The following is an 18,895-nucleotide window of genomic DNA, read 5'->3' as shown; positions in this document are numbered from 1 at the left end:
GCGATTAGTAATTTAGGAATTAAGATGTCTGCAATCAATCGAGCTTTGGAAAAACAGTTAGTTAATCAATTGAAGGGAGCACTGATAGCCTCATGTCAGCCAGTGGATGACGGTCCTATGGATAAAGTGGAGCATGTGCGTGCCATGGCGCTGGCTGCAATTGCAGGTGGTGCCAAGGGAGTGCGCATTGAAGGCGTTGAGAATGTAAAAGCCGTTGCTGCTGCCACTGAATTGCCTATTGTTGGGATTATCAAACGGGATCTATCAGGCTGTCCAATCAGAATTACCCCCTTTGTCGATGATATTAAAATGCTAGCAGATGCTGGGGCTAAGATTATTGCATTTGATGGGACTGACAGAGTAAGGCCTGTGGATGTAGAAACTTTACTTAATACTATTCATGAGTGTGGCTGTATCGCCATGGCGGATTGTGCAGAGTTTGAGGAGGGGATAAAGCTGGCAAAGCTTGGCTGTAGCTTTATCGGTAGTACTCTGTCAGGTTACACGCAGGATCAAGCGGTGCCTGAACAGCCAGATTATGAGTTAGTTGAGAAATGGCAGTTACAGGGATTAAAAGTGGTTGCTGAGGGACGCTATAACTCACCGGAGCGAGCAGCTAAGGCGATAGAGTTAGGGGCATTTTGTGTCACTGTTGGCTCGGCAATTACTCGGATTGAACATATTACCCAGTGGTTTGTAACCCGCATTGATGGATCAGGCAGGAAAGTATGATTATCTCAATTGATGTTGGGGGAACAAAAATCGCCGCGGCTCTGGTTGAAGATGGCGTTATTGTTGAGCGGGTGGAGATCCCTTCGGTATTACATCAAAATCTGAAAACCTTGCCAGATGTACTGTTGAGACTCTGCCGTGATTGGTTAGGAAAAGCTGACTCGCTTGCTCTTGCTTGTACAGGTCAAGTTGCCGAAGATAGGGTTAAGTTTCTCGGAGTTGGTCCAGATGCTGAACTCTGTTTACATCAGCAGTTGGAGGCTAGTTTTGAGCTTCCGGTTACCATTATTAATGACGCAGCAGCCGCTGCTTGGTCTGAGTATATCATTGGCGAGTACCGAGAGACCTTAGTGTATATCACCGTTTCGACCGGAGTGGGCGGGGGAATGGTTCAAAATGGTCGGCTAGTCACCTCCTATGACGGTTTTTGTGCGCATTTGGGGCATGTATCGGTACCTCAGCCAGATAGGCATCAGCAGGCTTGTGTCTGTGGGCGTAAAAACTGTGTTGAGTCGATCACCTCTGGCAGAGCAATTGCCCGTCAAGCATCTGAGATACTAGGCTGCTCGGTTAGCTGTAAGCAAGTATTTGAGATGCATCTGTCAAACCCTGAAGTCAATGATCTGATCGACAGAGGGGCGGCTGCATTAGTTGAGTTGATTGCTAATATAAAGGCTGTGACTGGTACAGAAGTTGTGGTTTTAGGTGGCAGCATTGGCTTGTCACATGAGTTTAGCGCTCGCGTGCGAAGTCTGCTTAATCGGCTCCCTGAGATATATAAGGTGAAATTATTAGCGCCACTTTCTGGTGCAAATGCTGACCTTGTGGGAGCGGCGCTCTATTCCCAATATTTGACCCAAGCGGGCAGTAAAGGAGATAGAGTATGCAGGTGATCATCTTAAATAGTGCTAGCCAGGTGGCAGTGCATGCAGCCTTAAGGGTTAAGTCCCTTATTGATGAAAAGCCTGATTCTGTGCTGGGGCTTGCAACAGGAAGTACTCCGATAGCACTTTATAAACAGCTAGTTAATCTATATCGAAAAGGAGAGCTAAGTTTTGCTCAGGTAAAGAGTTTTAATTTAGATGAGTATTTTGATATTGCGCCCGATAATCCACAAAGCTATCGATATTTTATGACTAAAAACCTGTTTAAGCATATCGATATAGATCATAACAATACCTACCTTCCTACCTGCTTCATTGGACAGAATCCCAGAGTTGAAGCTGCTGCTTTCGAGAAAAATATTCAACTAGCGGGAGGTGTTGACCTGCAGATCTTAGGTTTGGGGGCGAATGGTCATATCGGATTTAATGAACCTACCTCCAGTTTAGGGTCTAGAACACGGGTCAAAAGTTTAACTCCTCAGACGATTAAAGATAACAGTCGACTATTTGAGCAGGGTGAATATCAACCGGATATGGCGATGACCATGGGGATTGCGACTATTTTAGATAGTCGTAATCTATTGCTTATGGCAACGGGGCTTAATAAGGCTAAGGCGGTTAAGCAGATGATAACAGGCCCCTTGAGTGCCATGTGCCCCGCGTCGGCTCTGCAGATGCATCGAGATGCAGTGGTTTTACTCGATAGAGAAGCCGCGAGTGAGTTGGATAATACCGAGTATTTTTCCTGGGTGAACGAACAAAATACCCGACTAAATAACGAGTTCGGCTTTTACTCATAAAAGATAGGTAGAGAGAGCTCTTATGAGTTTTGAGAAAAAAGCTCAGCCAAATATTTTGACTGAGCTAAATGGCTACAAATGTGAGACCTCATTTGCGTAGCTAAAGAAACCTATCGACTCGAGTTCTTGCTTCATGGATGCAAGCTCAACGGGGCTAAGGTTTTGAAATGGAGTTCTATTAGGGCCTAGATCGAGACCGATAAGCTTCATGATCTGTTTCCCTGCAACGATATTTCCTCTGTAGCGACAGATAACGTCGATAAGATCTAAGGATTGATATTGCAGCTGTTGTGCCTTGTCAAAATCTCCTTCACTGAAAGCCGCTCGAATTTGTGTGTATAAACCAGCTGCATAGTTAAATGTGCCGCCTATACAGCCTTGAGCTCCACCGAAAGCAAGGGATGGAAGTAAGGTTTCATCCTGTCCATGGAGAACATCATATTTCCCATTACTGTATCGACGACACTGAGTATATTCATACAGACTCTCATAGGTGTATTTGATACCGGAGAAGTTATCTATACGCCCATCAACGGCCTTGAGTAGCTCAACCATTGAGGTGTAAACACCAGTAAATGCTGGAATATGGTAGTAATAAAATGGAAGCGTGGGGGCTGCCGCGGCAATCTCAGCACAGTAATCGGCAAGTTCATTAACTCGATTTATCTTTGGAAAGGTGGGACCCATGGCGCTAAATCCCCAGGCGCCAATTTGGGCAGCATGTTGAGCGAGTTTTTTGCTGGCATTGATTGAGTTACTACCCACATGAACAATCACTTTAAAGTTAGCTGGTGCAGACTCGACCCATTTTTCGGCACATATCATACGCTCCTCCTCTGTGAGGAGGTGGCCTTCACCAGATGAACCATTAATAAATACACCGGCAATACCACTGTTAATCAAGGTTTGAATATAACTTGGTACTAAGGTTAAGTTGAGTGAACCGTCAGGGTGGAATGCCGTAAAAGGTGCATTGATTAAACTATTAATTCTTTCCATAGAAAGCCTCTTTAAAAAACTTGTGAGCCCGAAATCCACGCATGTTTAACATGGACTCGAGTGGTGGAAGGTGAGTCATTTAACAGAAGCAGATCAGCGACATTACCTATTTTGATACTGCCTCTTTGTTTCTGTAAACCTAGAAATTCTGCCGGATAGGCACTGGCCATGTTTAGGGCTTGTGATGCCGGGGCCCCTAGCATTGAGGTGGCATTGTTGACCGCAGCGATCATGTTAAGCGCCGACCCTGCCAGTTGTCCTGTTTGGCTGGTTAACTTGTCTTGTGTTAGCTCAATATCATGGCCGTCGAAGTGAAATTGGCTCTGGGTTGAGCCTATGGTTGACATTGAATCGGTGACCAACATTAGTTTGCCCTCAGTCTTTATTTGATAGGCGATCTGAGCGCAGGCAGGGTGAACATGGTGCCCATCGAGAATAAGGCCGCACCAACTTTTAGGATCGAGTAGGGCGGCTCCTAGCATGTTAGGGCTGCGGGAGTTTAAGGGAGACATGGCATTAAAGAGGTGAGTAAAACCTGTGGCCCCCGCATTTAAAGCTAGGTTTACCTGGTCAAAACTGGCATTTGAGTGACCAAGAGAGACAATAACTTGATGCTCAATTAAGGTTTTTATCCTTGATACGTCAACGGCTTCAGGTGCTAATGTAATCAGCTTTATGCCAAGATCGTCCCGACAATATAACTCTAACTCTTGCTCTGTAATAGGGCGGATTTTATCTTGATGGTGGATCCCTTTTTTAACAGCACTGATATGGGGTCCCTCAAAGTGGATCCCCAATACTCCTGGTACTTTTTGAGCTATCGCCGTGCTGATGGCATCGGCTGCTTGCTTGGTTTTTGTTATCTCATCGGTGATCAATGTGGGTAACATTGCTGTAGTGCCAAACCGAGAGTGGGCCTCTACCATACTAGATAGAGTGCTTAGTTCGGGTTGTTGGTTAAACAGCTTACCTCCACCACCATTGACTTGTGTATCGATAAATCCAGCCGTTAATAACCCATTCAAGCGGTATTCTTTGGCTTTTTTTACCGTATCCATAGCAATAATCTTCCCATCTTTAAAGCTAATGGGTTGTTGTATATGGAGCCGTTCACCATCGAATAGGCTGTCAGGGATAAGGGTTGTGATCATAGATAACTCTCGAACAGGGAAAATCGGGGTAGAGAGCTTGCCTCTACCCCACCACTTGCAAAGTATTTAAAGTTAGAAATGAACCTTGATACCTGCGTAATATTCACGGCCTGTTAAGTTAAATGCGCTTCCGTTGGTTAGGGTTCCGGCTTGTTGGTACTTATGGTTTGCCGTTAGCTCTTGCGGTTGCTCATCAAACATATTGTTGACACCGATGAATAGGTTGGTCGATTCCAATACGTTGTAACTAAAGCGTAGATCGTTATAGATGGCCGAATCTATGCTATTGAGCTCTTCAGTCATATTGGTGTTGTCGTTACGATCTTTGGTTTCATCCCAATATCGTAGTTGCCAGTAAACATTGAACTTCTCTAAGGTATATGAGGTGTTGATGTTAAATCTAAGTTCAGGAAACATGATCTCACCAGCGAGGCTTTGAGTGTCACCACTCTCTATACCAGTAATGTCATATTTATCGAGGAAGTTTGCACTTAGGCCAACATACAGATCGCCACCTCCCAGATCCGTTTCGTAGGCAACTTCCAGATCAATACCACTGGTTTCTATGATGTTCTCATTACCGGAAGCCGAGTTGACCTCTAGTGCAGCTCCTGAGCGCCCATCGCGTACTACGGTGCCAGCACATTGAGGGTCAAACTGACTCGGGTCGGCTGAGTAGCAGCGATTTAAGATCACTGTTCGGTCGGTATTGGTGATGGCGTTATCTATTTCGATATCATAGTAATCCGCCGAGACTGAAAGCCCGTCGAGAAACTCAGGTGTGAATATTGCGCCTAAGGTTAATGTGTCGGCAGTTTCCTCTTTTACGCTTGGCGAACCGACGAGAAGGCCTGACGTGTTTTGTTGCTCAACCTGAGTAAGAGTAAATGAACCATCAGTATTGATTCGGTTTTGTATGGCGGAAATAGAGCGGCAGTTTTCTGCAATGTTTCCGCTTGTACTGTTATCTATTCCATCACAGGGATCGAAGACGAAGGCTGCTGTTGCTGTACCGCCTGCAAACAGGTCGCTGACATTGGGCGCTCGTACCGCAGTCGCTATGGCGCCACGGAAGCGAATTGAATCATGCACTGGAGCATTGAAGCCTGCGGTCCAGTTTGTAATGCTGCCGACAGAGGAGTAATTGCCTACCCGTACAGCAAGGTCGAAACTAAGCTGCTCTAGAACTGGGATGTGGAGTTCGGCAAATGCGTCGACTACATCGAATGACCCTTGAGTCTTAGCTATTTTTGCTCCTCGAACAATTCCGCCCTGACGAAGAGGATCTGGTGTCTCTTCTCCCTCCTCTTTACGATACTCAACACCTGCAGCGAAGCCCAAAGCGTCAACATCATCACTGAATGCAAACCCTAAGTCACCGGCAACAATCGCAGTTATCACGGTTTGCTCAATGGTACCAGACAGGTTGGTATCCGCCGCAAGGTAGTCAACGGCCTCAGGAGAAATACCATCAATCTTAAATGGATTAAAGGGAACACAGCCTTGGATACGAGCGATGTCGTCACTGCATTGGTAACCACCGAAACCATCCTCTTCAATGGTTAATGCGTAACGGGCTCTATCTAAGTTAATGTCACCATTATTCTTTTGATTTTGATCCGTTACACCGTAAGTGCCGTTTAAGGTGAAGTAGATATCGTCAGTTAAATCATATTCGTAACTACCTGCCACTCGAAATGTTGAACGAGTGTTCTCGGCTCCGCGCCCGCCGAACTCATATAAACGTCTAAATGTCAGGCTGACATCATCTAAATTTGTTATGCCATCGTTGAGTAAGTTGTTACCTAAGGTGGTACCTGCAAACCAAGGATGGGTTGCGATATCAATGCCTGTAGAGCCACCTTTAGATAGTTTGAATATATCGTTGCGTGTATCTAAAGGGATAGGTTCAAAGAAGGTTGTTGAGTCTACACGGGCATAGTTAATGTTGAAGTTGGCACGCGATCTTTCGTTGATATCAAAGTTCAATCCACTGGCTACAAAAATGCGATCAGTAGGGGCTAGCATTGAGCGATACTCGTGGAAGTTAAAGGCGTCAGATGTTTCAACATCAGGTGTGCGAACAAATGGAGTACCATCTCCTTTGTAGCCACCAATTCTCCCACTTAAAATATGTGATGAGCCGACAAATTGAGCGGTATCTAAGATTCCGTCACCGTCACTATCTACTGCACTCTTGTGGACACGAGAGTAGTCACGATCGCTTGCCATCAGTCCATCATCACTAGAGTAACCTGCGGAGAACCAAGCGTTGCCGCTTTCAAAGTTGGTGCCTAGTGTAAGTTCGATATCAGATTTATCTTTGTCACTCTCACCTGATTGACCGATTTGGGCCTTAAATCCGACACCTTCAAAATCTTTTTTGAGGATAAGGTTGATGACCCCAGCTACAGCATCAGAGCCATAAGAAGCGGATTGTCCACCAGTTAAAACCTCGATACGTGAAACCATAGACAGAGGGATAGAGTTGAGATCAACACCATATCCAGCACCTGCCGAGGTGCCAGATACATAACGTATGCCGTCGACCAGGACTAATGTTCTGGATGCGCCTAAATTACGCAGTGCGACAGTATTTAGCCCAGAACTCTGCTCACTAATGTTTGAACTTGCACCTGTCGTATCTCCATAAACGGAGGGGATACGTGCTAGAAGGTCGCTTACGTTGACAGCGCCGACGCCTTCAATATCTTTTTCATCGAGTATCGCTATCGGTGATGCAGACTGGAAATCACCTTTTTTGATGTGTGAGCCTGTTACTGCGATACGTTCAACGTTTTCTTCAGCACTCTCTTGTGCGAATGCTTGGCTTGTCACCGATGCAACGCCAATTGCCAACAGTGTTTTTATAAAGCGTTTTTGGGATGAGGTTGAAGCGTTTGGTAAGGCCATAGTTAGAGATCCTATTTTCAATTATTTTAATTGAGCTGTTTTTACTTACCGCATACGACAATGCTATCTCTGGAAACTGAATGACAAAAAGCGGTTACACTCTTAAGGTGTTATACCAGCATACCATTACGTAAAAATATTTGTCAATTTTATTAACAAGCCAGTAACTGAAAAGATGTTTTACTTATAATTAGCTGTTTATTATCGGTATTTTGTTTTTATTCGAGAGGGGGTTGCAAGATGTTTATCTATAAATACAATTTATTTGAGGCCCTTGTTGTACAAATATTCTGCAGAAGTGCCTCATTAAGTGTGTAATTTTTGCCATCGATGGATGGGAATAAATTAAGATCCTGAGGTTTTTCTACTGATATTTTGTGTAAAATATGTCAGGTATAAATCCATTATTTATTGACGGGTTTATACAAGGTTACGAGATAATACTCGATGGTGCATTTTGAAACAGTTTAACCTGTTGTAAATATTGAGATAATAATGACTGCGATGTTAATCACCAGGAAGGGCTGGCAGGCCTTAGATAAAGAGCTTAAATACTTATGGAAAGAGTATCGCCCGGAGATCACTAAGAAGGTGCAGGAAGCTGCAGCCCAAGGGGATCGTAGTGAGAATGCTGATTATACCTATAACAAACGCCTGCTAAGACAGATAGATAGTCGAGTTCGCTATCTGGTGAAGCGGGTGGAAGATCTCACCATTGTCGATTATTCACCGCAGCAGGAGGGCAAGGTCTTCTTTGGTGCCTGGGTAGAGCTCGAAAATGAGTCGGGCGATGTGGTTCAATATCGTATCGTCGGGAAAGATGAGCTGGATACTAAGTTAGGGTATATTACCATCGACTCGCCAATGGCACGGGCCTTAATCGGTAAGCAGGTGGATGATGAAGTGGTAGTTAAAACCCCATCCGGTGCCAAAGAGTGGTATGTAAATAAGATTCAATATAAGGCGTTTAAGGATGAGTGAGCCAGCTGTAGCGGACACCGGAGAGATTCGAGATCCTCTGGTACCTGACTGGGATAAAATTGAGTTACCGAATACCTGGGCTGATGAGATAAATTTTAAGACCTGGACTAATGTTGGCCAGCTGTATCGCTCTTTGTTTAAGAAGGGCAACGGCCGCATTGAGCTACCTGAAGCGTTTCCTGATGGCTTGATGGATAAAGGGGAGCTACCTAAATATCTACAGCAGGAGTTTCACGGTATTCCAAACGGCAACTTCTCCAACAATATTACCCGAGGCTATATCAGTGCATTTGATGGCACCATGTTGGGTAAGATGAGGCCAGTGCGTAAGGAGATCGCCTCTTGGTTTAGCTCGGCCACTCGAGTTCTGGATATTGGCTGCGCCGGTGGTCAGATGGCCGCTGCAGTGAAGAAGCAGGGCATTGAAGATGTGTGGGGCGTCGATCCCTCTCCCTATCTTCTTAAGCATGGAGCTAAGGCAAATCCAGATGTTAAGTTTGTACAGGGACTTGCCGAAGATCTTAAGTTTTCCGATAAGCGTTTTGATGGGATCACTGCAAGTTTTCTGTTTCATGAAATCCCCCCTAAATACATAGACAGGGCATTAAGTGAGTGTCATCGGGTGCTCGGTGAGGGAGGGTTACTCGCTATCTGTGAACCCTCATCGATTCAGTTTAAAGGTGGCTGGTGGCAGATGTTTAAAGGTTATGGCTTTACCGGGCTTTACTTTAAATGGCTGGCAAATCATGTTTATGAGCCTTTTGTTCCCGCTTGGCATAAGCAAGATATTGCAACTCTTTTAGAGAGGCACGGCTTTGAGGTGTTAATTAACCGTAGAGGTATGCCTGAACATACGGTTTTGGCTAAAAAACGCTAATCTATCGGGTGTTAAACAAAAATAGAGAGTTGTTAAAGCTCTACTACCAAGTTCAAATAATTTTACTTGGCCCCCAGATATGGGGGACAGTGTAAATTTGCATCTACGCCTTCACCTATGGCGATCTGGCTCTTAAGTTTCATCTGTATACCTGAGTGTACAACTCTGACTCTTTTGTCATTTTTTGAAAAATGATCTTGATCAAAACCTCCCTTAACCACTTCTCTAGTCTACTGGCTAATTACTCAATTAGATGGATAGGGTTTGCCAGTGTCAGGAAAGATTAACGATAATTTTGGCGATGATTACGCTAATAGCTTGCCTCTGCTGGGAAGTGGTTTAGGCGAGATCTTAGCGTTTTTTGGTGTTAAAAGAGTTTATGGTGTAGGAGGCGATTTTGTCGCTAACTTGATTAACGCTCTTGATGAGCATCTTCAGGTTTTACCCTCAAGTAATGAGATGCATGCAGGTTTTAGTGCTTGCGCCCAGGCTGAACTAAATACTTTGGGTGTGTGTTTGACGACATATACAGTCGGTAGCTTGCCCTGTACTTCGGCAGCAGCTCTTGCTCGAACGGAGGGATTGCCAGTTGTTTTCATCTCTGGTGCTCCAGGGGAGGGGGAAGTGAATAGCGAGGCACTTCACCATTCTGTTCATCCCCATACAGCCTGGCATACGGATCTTGATGCTGCGCTTAATGCATTTCGGGCGCTAGGTCTACGTGCAGAGCGGCTTCAGGGACAGAGGCACAGTGGCCAGCCAAATATTGCGGCGGAGCAATGTTTTGAGTTAATCAGTTATGCTTATCAAAATCGTCAGCCTGTTTTTATCGAGATCCCAAGGGATCTAACCATGCAACCCACTCAAGCATTGAGATTGCCTAGCTCACTGACGGCGCTGAGAGTTAATCAGATGCTGGATCTTAGTGGGGCTAAGCACATTGCCTTAGAGATCCATCGCAAACTGATGAGTTCGAGAGCTCCTCTGGTGTTCCTCGGAGAGAAATTAAGGCTAAATCCCTCTTTACTATCGAAAATAGTGAACTTTTGTCATCGATACCGGCTTCCCTATGCCACGACTTGGTTTGGTAAAGGGATGTTAAATGAGGCCGAGTCTCTGTGCTTGGGGAGTTATAACGGTGTATTTAGTGAGCTTGAGAATAAGCATTATATTGAGGAGCAGGTCGATTATGTATTAGAGCTAGGGACGGCTATTTCTCCCTCTGATACCAACAACGCCTTTAATAGTGGAACCCATAAGATAGATAGCCACAACAATAAGACCATGTTGAAAGGTACGGCTAGGTGGGAGTTAGATATTGAAGCTGTGCTTGAGCTTCTGAGGGAGTTACAGCCTGATAGTATAACGTCTAAAACCCTTACACTTAGCTGTAGTGATAACAGCAACTCTCTCCCTTTTAAGTCTGAAGCTCTTGGATACCATAACTTAGCCCAAAGCATTAATGGGGCACAGAGTCGGCTAACTAAACCTTTTATCTTCCTTCCAGAAGTGGGGAGCAGTTTGTTTGCCAGCTTCGAGTTAACTGTGTTGGCCAGTGATATAGGCCGTAGTTATCTCGCTAACCCTTGGTATGCGGCCATGGGTACTGCACTTCCCTATGCCAGAGCTGTCGCTGATCAAATTGCCGAGGTAGGAAGCGAGCAACCCATACTGGTTATGATAGGTGATGGTGGTTTTAATTTTCAGGCCAATGAGTTAATTAACCTTCAGAAACAGAGGGCTAATGTCACTATTCTCTATATGCGAAATAATATTTTTCATCTCGGGAAGGCTGGGGATGCCCCTATCTATGAGTGTAATGATATTGAGTTTGAACCGAGGTTGTTGATTAAAGCATATGGGGGGCAAGGACACCTATGTGGAACAGCTGAGCAGCTTGTTGATGCTCTGGTTGAAAGTGTAAAACGGGGAGGGTTACACCTGATTGAGGTACCTGTATCGGTAGCAGATGAATATCAGTGTGAAATCACAAAAAAGCTGAATACTTATATAGGTTTCAAAAATGGGGAGGAGATGAGCACTGCTGTATGGAGTAGGCTTTGTCAGTAGGTAAAAAGTAACTGATTAAGCTGTTTAACCTTGATGTTTATCAAAATAGCCCTCTAGTAAAGAGTGCTAATGTAGTGGTCTATTGTTTACTTAGGCAGAAGTTAACTGTTTTTAGATTAAACAATAAAGATGAATTTCACTGATTGTTATTTTATTTCGATTAATAGGCGTGAAGTAGAACGGTTAAGAGGAACAAAAGTATGGATAAGGCTCAGTATTTTTACCGTACTGTGATCTTTACTCGCCAAGGCGATCAAGTATCGCTGGTGGATATAGATAACCCTCAAGAGAGGACACCACTTGAGGGCTGGATGGGGATTGCATTGTCATTAGCCGATGGTCGTCATACGTTAAATGAGTTGATTGATTATATAGGGAGCCAGTACCAAACCGTTCCTCAAGGGCTTGCGGATACCTTAGATTCTGTGATTGAACGCCTGTTGGAAGGAAAGATGGTGAAACTGAGCAGTAAGCCTATTGAACTTCCCTATTATCTTTCAGAACCGATAGAGTTGCTTGATATTGAACGGGCCAGAAGACTGATTGGCGATGATGGCTATCATTAACTCTTCCTATTATTGATAGGTGACGAATAAGCATAGATTTATCCTGCTTATACCGGTCTGAAATTTGACATTTGATACTTTGAACTCAGTCACTCAGCAGGTACTCAATCCTGCATTTCCAAGTGGCTTGGGTATATTGGCTGTGCTATCTTGGGCGCCACTACGTTTTTTACTCTAGGCTCGACACTACTTCCTATGCAAATGATGCAAAATATCGCCCAAATCATAGCTCAAGAACTCAATGTTCGTGAGCAACAGGTCTCCGCCACTATCGCTCTTTTAGATGATGGCTCTACGGTTCCATTTGTCGCCCGTTACCGTAAAGAGGCGACTGGTGGATTAGATGATACTCAGTTACGTACTTTAAATAGTCGCTTGAGTTACCTGCGTGATCTTAATGATAGGCGAGAAGTGATTCTGTCGAGTATCGATGCTCAAGGTAAGTTAACTCCTGAGTTGAAAAAAGCCCTGTTTGATGCTGATAGTAAGACGCTTCTGGAAGATCTTTATCTGCCCTATAAACCAAAGCGCCGTACTAAAGGTCAGATTGCCATTGAAGCGGGTATCGAGCCATTAGCCGATCTGCTACTTGGTAATAGAGACGCTGATATAGAAGCTGAAGCTGGCAAATATCTTCAGACTGAAGCTGGTTTTTCTGATACAAAGCTGGTGTTGGATGGTGCTCGTTTTATCCTGATGGAAAGATTTGCTGAAGATGCTGTTTTGCTACAGAAAGTGAGACGACATCTTACTGAGAACTCAGTGCTGGAAAGTCGCGTCACAAAAGGGAAAGAGCAAGAGGGGGCTAAGTTCCGTGACTATTTTGAGCATACGGAAAAGTTAACTAAGATCCCATCTCACCGTGCACTTGCAATGCTTAGGGGCCGTAACGAAGGCGTACTTAGTTTGAGCATGAATGCTGATCCCAGTAATGAATCTAAACGTGGTAGTTACTGTGAAGTGATTATTGCTGACCACTTTAAGCTTAACCTTGGAGCTGGTGATGTCGATGCTTGGCTGAAAACTGTGGTTACAGCCACTTGGCGCATAAAAATAGCCCTGCAGATGGAGAATGAGTTTATCGCTAAGATGCGTGAACTGGCAGAATCTGAAGCGATCAATGTATTTGCCCGTAATTTGGGCGACCTCTTGATGGCCCCCCCAGCGGGAGCTAAGGCGACATTAGGGTTAGATCCTGGTCTAAGAACTGGAGTGAAGGTTGCAATTGTCAACAACACGGGCAAATTAGTCGCCCACACGACAATTTTCCCTCATGCGCCTCAAAATCAGTGGGATAAGTCTGTTCGTACTTTAGCCAACTTGGCAAAAATGCATAAAGTTGAGCTGATCGCTGTGGGTAATGGCACGGCGTCAAGAGAGACGGATAAACTGGCGGGTGAGCTTATCGCTGCTGTCAGAGATGAACTCCCTAAGATCACCAAGATCATGGTGAGCGAAGCGGGAGCATCGGTTTACTCAGCTTCTGAGCTTGCTGCCGATGAGTTTCCAGATCTCGATGTGTCTATTCGCGGCGCGGTTTCGATTGCACGACGTCTGCAAGACCCGCTCGCTGAGCTGGTTAAGATCGAACCTAAATCTATCGGTGTCGGCCAGTATCAACACGATGTCAGTCAAAGCCAACTTTCACTATCACTTGAAAGTGTTGTCGAAGATTGCGTAAACAGTGTTGGGGTTGATCTGAATATGGCGTCGGCGCCATTACTGACTCAGGTTGCTGGACTTAATAAGACACTCGCAAGAAATATTGTGACCTACCGCGATGACAATGGTGAGTTTACTGAGCGTAAGCAACTGCTTAAAGTTGCCCGACTTGGCCCTAAAGCCTATGAGCAGGCGGCTGGATTCTTACGTATTTTGAATGGAAAAAATCCGCTAGATGGCTCATCGGTTCACCCTGAAGCATACTCTCTGGTAACCGCTATCGCCACGGCGAAAGGGCAAGCCCTTGATAGCTTAGTGGGGAACAGTGAGCTGCTTAAAAGCGTCAATGCTGCCGACTTTATTACCGAAAAATTTGGTCTGCCAACGGTGACTGATATCTTAGCTGAGTTAGATAAACCAGGTAGAGATCCACGTGGTGAGTTTAAGACCGCTGCGTTTAAAGAGGGTGTTGAGAAGGTTAGCGATCTAAAACCTGAGATGATTTTAGAAGGGGTAGTGACAAATGTGACTAATTTTGGTGCATTTGTGGATGTGGGAGTTCATCAAGATGGGCTGGTGCATATCTCATCGTTAACAGATAAGTTCGTGAGCGACCCCCATACCATAGTTAAAGCCGGTGACGTGGTTAAAGTGAAAGTCATGGAGGTGGATGCTGAGCGTAAGCGTATTGCATTAAGTATGCGTCTTGATGAGAAGCCTAGTGAAAAGTCCACGAATCGTGCAACCTCTAAGACGACGAGTGGCAAGCCGACTCAAAATGGAGGCGGTAAACCTCAACACCGAGCTAAACAGAAGTCTCAACCTGCTAATGCAGCCATGGGAAATGCCTTTGCTGATGCTTTTGCCAAGCTAAAGAAGTAGTTTCCTTTTTGAAAGCATAGAGATGCCGGAGTTAGTACTTCGGCATTTTTGTATCACGTGCAATGCATAAGTAAAAAGTATGATGTTTTTGGTATACAGTATGAACTAAATGTTTCTAAATGTGTCTGATATAGCTATTAGGACTCCAGAGAGAGTCGAAAACTATTCAGGACATCTAAAAAATGCGTACTTCACTGTCTTATTTAGGGCCATTTCGCTCAATTCTCACCTTCTGCTTTATCTCGTTACTGTTTCTAACATTGAGTCGTATTGGCTTAGGCATATGGCAGGCTGAGCGTGTCGCAGCGGTTGATGGCTGGTCTCATCTCTTGATTCAGGGTCTGCGAGTCGACGTTGCTAGCTTATGTTGGTTATGGGGCGTTGCGGCATTGGGGACAGCCATCTTCTCTGGCGATCATACTCTTGGTAGAGCCTGGAAAAGTATCCTACGAATATGGTTAACCTTGGGCTTGTGGTTGATTGTATTTTTAGAGATATCAACGCCGTCATTTATTGAGGAGTATGGGTTTCGCCCAAATAGGCTCTATGTCGAGTACCTTATCTACCCTAAAGAGGTGCTCTCCATGTTGTGGAGTGGCCGCAAGTTTGAGCTTATCTTAGGAGGGGTTATTAGTGGATTGACCTTGTGGGGAGGTTGGAGGCTAAGTGGGGCGCTACTTAAAAAGGTTAGTTACCCAGGTTTGCTCTTGCGTCCAGTTATCGCCCTAGCCGTTATCCTTGTTACTCTACTAGGAGCAAGATCCACCTTAGGTCACCGCCCGTTAAACCCTGCCATGGTAGCATTCAATGAAGATCCTTTGGTGAACTCCTTAGTGATCAATTCAGCTTACTCACTGGTTTTTGCAATCGATCAGATGCGTAATGAGGCTAATGCATCTCAGATTTATGGTTATCTGGATGAGCAAGTGGTTATTGATAATATTCGCCGCGACAGTGGACGCTTGCCTGAAGCCTTTACCTCTACAGTTTTACCTAGCATGTCATTTAATCAAGCCACGTATCAAGGTAAACCGAAAAACCTTGTGATCATCTTGCAGGAGAGCTTAGGGGCTCAATTTGTTGGAAGCTTAGGTGGATTACCATTGACACCGAATATAGACAGCTTATCTCAGGAAGGTTGGTCATTTGAAAACCTTTACGCCACAGGGACACGATCTGTGCGAGGCATTGAAGCAGTTGTCACTGGCTTTACCCCAACACCAGCGCGCTCTGTTGTTAAACTGGGTAAGAGCCAAAATGATTTCTTCTCAATTGCGGCTTTGCTTAAAAATCACGGCTATGAGACTCAGTTTGTTTATGGTGGTGAAAGCCATTTTGACAATATGAAGAGTTTTTTCTTAGGTAATGGCTTTAGTGATATTGTCGATGAAAATGATTATAAAAACCCTGCTTTTGTTGGTTCTTGGGGGGTATCAGATGAAGATCTGATGCGAAGAGCTAACAGTGAGTTTGAGCAGTTCCATAAGGAGGGTAAACCTTTCTTTAGCTTAGTATTTAGTTCGAGTAATCATGATCCATTTGAGTTTCCAAATGAGCGTATTGAACTGTATGAGCAGCCAAAACAGACACGTAATAATGCGGCTAAGTATGCAGATTATGCGATCGGTGAGTTCTTTAAACTGGCTAAAGAATCTAACTATTGGAAAGATACCATTTTTCTTGTGGTTGCCGATCATGATAGTCGAGTCGGTGGTGCGAGTTTAGTGCCTATTCCACGCTTTAGGATCCCAGGGATCATTCTGGGAGAGGGAGTTGGGATAAAGCATGATCAGCGTGTTGTTAGTCAGATAGACTTAGCCCCCACTTTGATCTCTCTAATGGGGATCTCATGCAGCTATCCTATGTTAGGTCGTGATCTCACCCAGACCAGTGAAGATTGGCCCGGTCGTGCTTTGATGCAATATGATAAGAACATGGCTTACCTTAGAGGCGATGATGTCGTGATCTTACAGCCTGATCGTGAGCCTGCTGGTTTTAAATATTACTCAAAAACTGGGCTATTATCGAAATCTCCTCAGAGTGATGAGATGAAGTTAACTGCAAAAAGTTGGGCGCTATGGGGAAGTATGGCTTATCAAAAAGGCTTGTATCGTGTGGCGTCTGATGACGTCGAGCTGGTTACTCTTAGATAAAGGCTGAGATTGCAGATTGAGCGACAGGCTTAGTCTGCTCTTGGTAGAAGGCTTCAATGTGTTGGCCAAACATCTGATAAACTTCTGAAGGTTGATCGAGAACCCGTGTTCTCGTCTCTTTGCCGCCTTCATCTCTATTTGCACTCATCTCGTACTGATTATTACGAATATCCCGCCTTTGCAGGGCAGGTTTTCCCTTGAGGAGGTCTTTAACCATTAAGGCTTGCTGTGGTTGTGTCTGCTTCTGTTGCTGTTTGGCATCCTCTTGCTGTTGCCCGGTGCCTTGCTGCTTTCCCTGACTCTTTTCATTTAATCTTGCAAGCACGTCCGCGTGCTGTGCAGTACGTTCATGCTGAGGAGTAAAGGGGCGCTCTTCATGACCTTTGGTCATCTCTTGTGGCGGGATCACGGGAGGTCTTTGGAGATTATCTGTGCGCGCAGCGTCGGTAGCGGCATTAGTTGTCGCTATGGGCACATTGGGGTAGTTGGTGACGACTAACATAATATTTATCTCCGACCTCTGGTTAAATAATAACCTTGTTTAGGTCGAAGATAAAGAAATACTAGGTGATCACCTTGTCTAGCCAATCATTAAGTCCTGCAAGGAACTCATCCCTGTGGGATAGAAAAGGTGCGTGTGAAGCTTTTGGGAGTATGAGATCGCTAAAGTGCACCTGTTGGTTAGGCATCAATGGCGGTACCCTCCTGGGGACGAGTCCATCTAGTCGGCCCCAGATCCTTAACCAAGGCTGCTCTATTTGGGGGAGTTGAGCTCTAAGGTCTATGTTTTCCAACATCTCTAACCCCTGAGCTAGGGCTGAGTCCTTGGGTAGAGGTCGAGAAAGAACCAGCTCCTTTAGTTGTTTTATATCCTCTTTTGCTGTTGCGCTTCCCATGGCTTGGATCGCGAGAAAGCGCTCGACTGTTTTACCGATATTTTGTTGCAGTTGAGTTGAGAACTGCGATAGCACTTGAGGAGGGATCCCTGGCCAAGACTCATCCTCACGCGCCATAAAACAGGGGGAGGAGGCGATGGTGACTAACCCTTTGACCTGCTCGGGAAATCTTAAGGCCGCTTTAGTCGCGACTAAACCACCCAGAGACCAGCCTATCCAGATAGCTGTGTTAGGGACTTGATTAATAATGGCATCAACCCAATCATCCAGATCGCCATCAATCGCGTCGCTGTGGCCGAAACCGGGCAGATCGACATAGTGGACTCTATACTGAGATAGGGACGCATGTAGCGGAGTGAAGACCGAACTATTGACTCCCCAACCATGAAGGATGACGAGCTCTTGACCTTGGCCAATCGACTCTATGTGTAAGCTCGAACTCATTAAGCGGGCTTCCTGATTCTCAAGTTGTTGTTAATCTTTATATTGGAAAATGAGCCTATGAAGCAGAAGATGAGTGCAGGACTCATATCTCTATGGGGCCAGCTTATGTTGCGTATCTCTTCAATGAAATCTGTGTTAATTCGAGACTGGCCACTTTCATCTGTCTTTATCAAGATCATGCAGTGGGTTTCTGCAAGTTTACCGAATCGTTGCTTGATGTGCCATCAAAGCGTCTCACTACCATCTAGAGGTCTTTGCTCTGCGTGTTTGCGCAGTGGGTTATACCACCAACCAATCTGCCAAGGTTGCGGTTGCTCAATGCAACTTCAAACAAAGTTTTGCGGCCAATGTACTAAGAGTCAGCCTTTGAGTGTTATTGCTCCATGTAGTTATCATCAAGGGCTAGGAAGGTGGATTGGCGCGATGAAATACCAATCTCAATTTGCAGCGCTTCCTATCCTATCTCAAGCTTTAGTTCGTCGAGTTCGAGAGATGGAAAAGTTAAACTTACTGCAATTTCCTCAGGTATTGATACCTGTACCGCTACACGCTAAGCGATTAAGAAAGAGAGGCTTTAATCAGGCTTGGTTGATTGCTAATGAAATTGATAAACGGCTCAATATTCCCATTGTAACGAATGCTGTTGAGCGTGTTGTGGATACAAGATCCCAAGCTGGATTGACCGGAAAGCAGAGGCGTCATAATCTCTTATCGGCGTTTAGGCTTGCCGATGATCTTCCCTATCAGAGAGTCGCTTTGATAGATGATGTGGTGACAACGGGTACAACGGCTAAGGAGATAGCCAGTTTACTCGAAAAACGGCATATCCATGTACAGGTCTGGTGCTTAGCAAGAGCTGAAGCACCGGGGCTGTTGGATTGATGA

15 protein-coding genes are annotated in these 18,895 nt (G+C 45.0%); 10 read left to right on the top strand and 5 right to left on the bottom strand.

The annotated features are described in order from the left end of the window. Positions 1–24: 24 nt before the first annotated feature. Genes K0625_RS17035 through nagB form a run of 3 tightly spaced genes read left to right on the top strand, consistent with a single transcriptional unit; the run spans position 25 to position 2,416 of the window. Entirely contained in the window at positions 25–732 is a 708-nt protein-coding gene (locus K0625_RS17035) for an N-acetylmannosamine-6-phosphate 2-epimerase (RefSeq protein WP_220110792.1), read from the top strand. Further along, positions 729–1,625, top strand: coding sequence for an ROK family protein (locus K0625_RS17030; protein WP_220110791.1), 897 nt, complete (start codon positions 729–731; stop codon positions 1,623–1,625). The genes K0625_RS17035 and K0625_RS17030 overlap by 4 nt, the downstream gene beginning before the upstream one ends. Further along, on the top strand, positions 1,616–2,416 hold the full coding sequence (gene nagB / locus K0625_RS17025) for a glucosamine-6-phosphate deaminase (RefSeq protein ID WP_220110790.1): 801 nt from the start codon (positions 1,616–1,618) through the stop codon (positions 2,414–2,416). Before K0625_RS17030 ends, nagB begins: the two co-directional genes overlap by 10 nt. A gap of 72 nt (positions 2,417–2,488) precedes the next feature. Here nagB and K0625_RS17020 read toward each other — a convergent pair whose 3' ends face one another. From K0625_RS17020 to K0625_RS17010, 3 genes are all read right to left on the bottom strand, one after another. Next, entirely contained in the window at positions 2,489–3,415 is a 927-nt protein-coding gene (locus K0625_RS17020) for a dihydrodipicolinate synthase family protein (RefSeq protein ID WP_220110789.1), read from the bottom strand. An 11-nt stretch (positions 3,416–3,426) separates the two neighbouring features. Further along, entirely contained in the window at positions 3,427–4,566 is a 1,140-nt protein-coding gene (gene nagA, locus K0625_RS17015) for an N-acetylglucosamine-6-phosphate deacetylase (RefSeq protein ID WP_220110788.1), read from the bottom strand. Positions 4,567–4,638: 72 nt separating this feature from the next. Further along, complete coding sequence (locus K0625_RS17010; protein ID WP_220110787.1) at positions 4,639–7,479, bottom strand: TonB-dependent receptor domain-containing protein; 2,841 nt, start codon at positions 7,477–7,479, stop codon at positions 4,639–4,641. A 495-nt stretch (positions 7,480–7,974) separates the two neighbouring features. On the opposite strand from K0625_RS17010, the gene greB reads away from it, so the two are divergent. The 6 genes from greB to K0625_RS16980 all read left to right on the top strand — a co-directional run bounded on the left by greB (position 7,975) and on the right by K0625_RS16980 (position 16,670). Further along, the gene (greB, locus tag K0625_RS17005) at positions 7,975–8,460 is read left to right on the top strand and encodes a transcription elongation factor GreB (protein WP_012322801.1); all 486 of its coding nucleotides are present in this window, start codon (positions 7,975–7,977) and stop codon (positions 8,458–8,460) included. Further along, positions 8,453–9,337: a class I SAM-dependent methyltransferase gene (locus tag K0625_RS17000; protein ID WP_220110786.1), complete on the top strand. Its 885-nt coding sequence runs from the start codon at positions 8,453–8,455 to the stop codon at positions 9,335–9,337. Before greB ends, K0625_RS17000 begins: the two co-directional genes overlap by 8 nt. Positions 9,338–9,607: 270 nt before the next feature. Next, entirely contained in the window at positions 9,608–11,407 is a 1,800-nt protein-coding gene (locus tag K0625_RS16995) for a thiamine pyrophosphate-binding protein (protein WP_220110785.1), read from the top strand. Positions 11,408–11,607: 200 nt separating this feature from the next. Beyond that, positions 11,608–11,973: a hypothetical protein gene (locus tag K0625_RS16990; protein WP_220110784.1), complete on the top strand. Its 366-nt coding sequence runs from the start codon at positions 11,608–11,610 to the stop codon at positions 11,971–11,973. 195 nt (positions 11,974–12,168) lie between these two features. Further along, positions 12,169–14,517 carry a Tex family protein gene (locus tag K0625_RS16985; RefSeq protein ID WP_220110783.1) on the top strand — a complete coding sequence of 783 codons (2,349 nt, stop codon included), beginning with the start codon at positions 12,169–12,171 and terminating at the stop codon, positions 14,515–14,517. A 182-nt stretch (positions 14,518–14,699) separates the two neighbouring features. Beyond that, positions 14,700–16,670: an LTA synthase family protein gene (locus K0625_RS16980; RefSeq protein WP_220110782.1), complete on the top strand. Its 1,971-nt coding sequence runs from the start codon at positions 14,700–14,702 to the stop codon at positions 16,668–16,670. Here the strand turns inward: K0625_RS16980 and K0625_RS16975 are convergent. Both K0625_RS16975 and bioH read right to left on the bottom strand, forming a co-directional pair. After that, positions 16,663–17,172 carry a hypothetical protein gene (locus tag K0625_RS16975; protein ID WP_220110781.1) on the bottom strand — a complete coding sequence of 170 codons (510 nt, stop codon included), beginning with the start codon at positions 17,170–17,172 and terminating at the stop codon, positions 16,663–16,665. The genes K0625_RS16980 and K0625_RS16975 overlap by 8 nt on opposite strands. Before the next feature lie 61 nt (positions 17,173–17,233). After that, positions 17,234–18,010, bottom strand: a complete 777-nt coding sequence (gene bioH, locus K0625_RS16970) for a pimeloyl-ACP methyl ester esterase BioH (RefSeq protein WP_220110780.1) — start codon at positions 18,008–18,010, stop codon at positions 17,234–17,236. A 123-nt stretch (positions 18,011–18,133) separates the two neighbouring features. On the opposite strand from bioH, the gene K0625_RS16965 reads away from it, so the two are divergent. Then, entirely contained in the window at positions 18,134–18,892 is a 759-nt protein-coding gene (locus K0625_RS16965; RefSeq protein ID WP_220110828.1) for a ComF family protein, read from the top strand. The last annotated feature ends 3 nt before the right edge of the window (positions 18,893–18,895 follow it).

Origin of the sequence: Shewanella nanhaiensis (assembly GCF_019457885.1) — a bacterium.
GTDB classification, from domain to species: domain Bacteria; phylum Pseudomonadota; class Gammaproteobacteria; order Enterobacterales; family Shewanellaceae; genus Shewanella; species Shewanella nanhaiensis.
The sequence above is the reverse complement of the archived record's forward strand: the minus strand, read 5'-3'. Positions and strand labels throughout refer to the sequence as shown.

Excerpts from the sequence above, each read along its gene's own strand:
- K0625_RS17035 (WP_220110792.1), top strand. The coding sequence starts at position 25 with ATGTCTGCAATCAATCGAGCTTTGGAAAAACAGTTAGTTAATCAATTG.
- K0625_RS17030 (WP_220110791.1), top strand. The coding sequence starts at position 729 with ATGATTATCTCAATTGATGTTGGGGGAACAAAAATCGCCGCGGCTCTG.
- nagB (WP_220110790.1), top strand. The coding sequence starts at position 1,616 with ATGCAGGTGATCATCTTAAATAGTGCTAGCCAGGTGGCAGTGCATGCA.
- K0625_RS17020 (WP_220110789.1), bottom strand. The coding sequence starts at position 3,415 with ATGGAAAGAATTAATAGTTTAATCAATGCACCTTTTACGGCATTCCAC.
- nagA (WP_220110788.1), bottom strand. The coding sequence starts at position 4,566 with ATGATCACAACCCTTATCCCTGACAGCCTATTCGATGGTGAACGGCTC.
- K0625_RS17010 (WP_220110787.1), bottom strand. The coding sequence starts at position 7,479 with ATGGCCTTACCAAACGCTTCAACCTCATCCCAAAAACGCTTTATAAAA.
- greB (WP_012322801.1), top strand. The coding sequence starts at position 7,975 with ATGACTGCGATGTTAATCACCAGGAAGGGCTGGCAGGCCTTAGATAAA.
- K0625_RS17000 (WP_220110786.1), top strand. The coding sequence starts at position 8,453 with ATGAGTGAGCCAGCTGTAGCGGACACCGGAGAGATTCGAGATCCTCTG.
- K0625_RS16990 (WP_220110784.1), top strand. The coding sequence starts at position 11,608 with ATGGATAAGGCTCAGTATTTTTACCGTACTGTGATCTTTACTCGCCAA.
- K0625_RS16985 (WP_220110783.1), top strand. The coding sequence starts at position 12,169 with ATGCAAATGATGCAAAATATCGCCCAAATCATAGCTCAAGAACTCAAT.
- K0625_RS16980 (WP_220110782.1), top strand. The coding sequence starts at position 14,700 with ATGCGTACTTCACTGTCTTATTTAGGGCCATTTCGCTCAATTCTCACC.
- K0625_RS16975 (WP_220110781.1), bottom strand. The coding sequence starts at position 17,172 with ATGTTAGTCGTCACCAACTACCCCAATGTGCCCATAGCGACAACTAAT.
- bioH (WP_220110780.1), bottom strand. The coding sequence starts at position 18,010 with ATGAGTTCGAGCTTACACATAGAGTCGATTGGCCAAGGTCAAGAGCTC.
- K0625_RS16965 (WP_220110828.1), top strand. The coding sequence starts at position 18,134 with ATGAAATCTGTGTTAATTCGAGACTGGCCACTTTCATCTGTCTTTATC.